This is a genomic window from Variovorax sp. P4_D9, from assembly GCF_056401695.1.
The window spans coordinates 1-2,412 of the sequence record NZ_JBFUIU010001104.1; the positions used below are offsets into that span (position 1 = coordinate 1).

Here is a 2,412-nt window from a genome sequence, read left to right on the forward strand (position 1 = left end):
AACCAGCGTTCCAGCATGGGACTCACGGTGTTGGGCGAGCCGCTGCCGATCTTCTGGCGAACCCGTTCGATCGTCGGGCGCAGACCCTCGTGCAGCAAGACATCGGCTGCTTCCCAGACCTGCGCCTCCTGGATGCCGCGGCCGCTCCGAGACGGGTAGATTTCGGCGCTCGAACTTTTCAAATCCATGCCCTGCTCCTGGGTCCTGTTTTTACTTGCGATAATAAATGAGACTCAAGTCCGAAGACTCGGTTGTGCGAATGGAGTCGGAGTAGCTCGAGCAGATTCGCAAATTGGAATTGCCCGAGATTGGCTGCGTGCGGTGACAACCGACGCTCCGCGGTCTTGGAGCAGTGCGCTGATAGAACGGCGTTTGTTGGATGGTCGATCACCGATCCTTGATCCCGCGCCTGAAAGAACTCGCCTGTTCCTTGTTCAAGCGCGACGCGTTGCAGCCGGCGAATCGGCCATCCCCAAGGAAATCTGACGTGAGCAATTCCGGCGCATGCCGCTTAGCCGTTGCAGAGCGCACCTCACCATCTATTCAATGTAAACCGCGTCGTCAGCGCCTGCCTCGCGGCCACGTCGGCTTCGCGAATCAGAAAAAAGATCGCCGCGCGCCTGCCGACACAAGAAGGTCGGTGTCGATGGCTCACGTGGCACAAATGTGCTACATAGGGGTTCGCTCAGAAGGTTGCGATGCCCAGAGCTTTCCCCCTGCTGGGAGACCAGGATCGTCATCCCGGTTCGTGCGCCAGAACCAGAACCGAGGGGGCTCGCCAGGGATCCCGAGACCGCCTGATCTACCGAAGACCTTCAATGATTCTGGCATGACGGATCCCAGCTGTTCAGGGGCGGATGTCTGGTGACGGAATCGTCGGGACGCACTGCGCGCTGGCCGCGTTTTCCTGCACCACCATGGCGGTCTGGTATGCGGGGCGAGCCTGTAAGCGTTCCCAGTATCTGGCCACCGCTGGCGTGAATCGTGGACATGGCTTTCCTGCCGGCCTCCGTCACGAAGCCTGCCCGCAGCGAATGCGCCGAGAACTCGCCCTCGACACCCTCCGGTGCGCTGCGCTCCTTCACGATGTCGCGCACGGCCGCGGGCGCGAGTGAGCGCCTCGCCCAGGTGGCCGGCCCTTAYGGATGCGGCGGACGAGGGCGCCTTCCTGGCCGCGGCCACCTCGGAACGACGACTGCCGCCGGTGGCCCAGGCAAACAGGAGCAGGACGCGGTCGCGTTGGCGGGCCTCGAAGTCTCTCGTCGCAGGTGGCCAGCACCAACTGCAAATGATCCTTGGTGGGCGCGCGTTGCTGGTGCGGGCGGGCGCCGCGCTGAGCGTGGGCACGGCGCGTGCGGCCCAACAATTCGCGCACCAGCGCGTGGCGGCACGATCTGCCCCTCGGTCGCCATGAGCAACCGGTCTGCGTACCCGGGCAACCTGCTGGCCGCTCAGCGCGTGTGTAGTTTTTCTTGCAACCAGACCTTGATCAGCGATTGGTAAGGCACATCGCGGGYGTTCGCCGCGACCTTGATTGAGTCCAGCAGGTGCTGAGGCAGGCGCAGCGAAATGGTTTTGGTCGTGGGTTTCAAGTTGGGCAGCGCAACCTTCTTGGCTTTCGACCAGTCAAGGTAGTCGGTGGAGTCATGCTTTTCCCAGTACGCACGCTCTTGCGCCTCGGTGGCGAACTTCGGGATCGCCTTAGTCTGCTTGTTCATAAATGGCTCGCTCCTTTCGGTGCATGTCCCTGGCTGAAATGACGCGAATCAACAGGCTCGATTGGCGCAAAGTGAATGTGATGTGCAACGCGCGTCCGTCGTCGGTTTTGCCCAAGGCGTGGAGCCGGGGTTCCTGGCGGCTGTGCGCGGCATCTTCCAAAAGCAGCAAGGGTGCGTTGAAGAAGACTTGCTCGGCTTCGGCCATGGAAACACCATGCTTTTCGTTCTTGCGGGCGTTGCCGTCATCCCAGTTGAACCCCGTAACGCTGCTCAGGTCAATCATGGACTGTATATTACCATCATGTACATCGAGCTTCGCCACAGTAAGCAACGGCGTGCGCGAGGGCGGGGGGCTCGCAAAGGATTCAATGTTGCCGTTCACTCCTCGTCGAGCATCCGGCTGACCTTGCTGCCGAGCGCACTCTCGACCCTGAAATACCCCATCACGGTCGCCACGCTCTGGTGCCCGGCCATCGCCATCGTCTCCGTCAGCGACATGGCTTGCCGACCGGCCTCCGTCACGAAACCCGCGGGCAATGAATGCGCCGGAAGAGGCGCCTTCCTTGATGCCCCTTTCCGTCAGTTCGGCGAGCCAGGCCTGCATGGCCAACGCGACGCTCCCCACGAGAGGCTTCACGTTCACGGCGCGCTCGGCCCCGGCCTGGTTCGTCTTCGAGTGGGTGAGGGTGTAGAC

The 2,412-nt window shown here is 62.1% G+C and carries 4 protein-coding genes; all 4 read right to left on the minus strand.

Going from position 1 to position 2,412, the window contains the following annotated elements; all coding sequences use genetic code 11:
• Positions 1-188, minus strand: a 188-nt coding sequence (locus AC1DY5_RS51530; protein WP_478121999.1) for a DNA-binding protein, incomplete at its 3' end; no start/stop codon positions are given.
• Between the two features lie 627 nt (positions 189-815).
• Positions 816-1,097: a hypothetical protein gene (locus AC1DY5_RS51535; protein ID WP_478122000.1), complete on the minus strand. Its 282-nt coding sequence runs from the start codon at positions 1,095-1,097 to the stop codon at positions 816-818.
• Positions 1,098-1,451: 354 nt separating this feature from the next.
• The gene (locus tag AC1DY5_RS51540; protein WP_478122001.1) at positions 1,452-1,718 is read right to left on the minus strand and encodes a BrnA antitoxin family protein; all 267 of its coding nucleotides are present in this window, start codon (positions 1,716-1,718) and stop codon (positions 1,452-1,454) included.
• Positions 1,702-2,412 (minus strand): BrnT family toxin (locus AC1DY5_RS51545; RefSeq protein ID WP_478122002.1); only part of this gene is annotated, 711 nt, incomplete at its 5' end. The genes AC1DY5_RS51540 and AC1DY5_RS51545, both read right to left, overlap by 17 nt.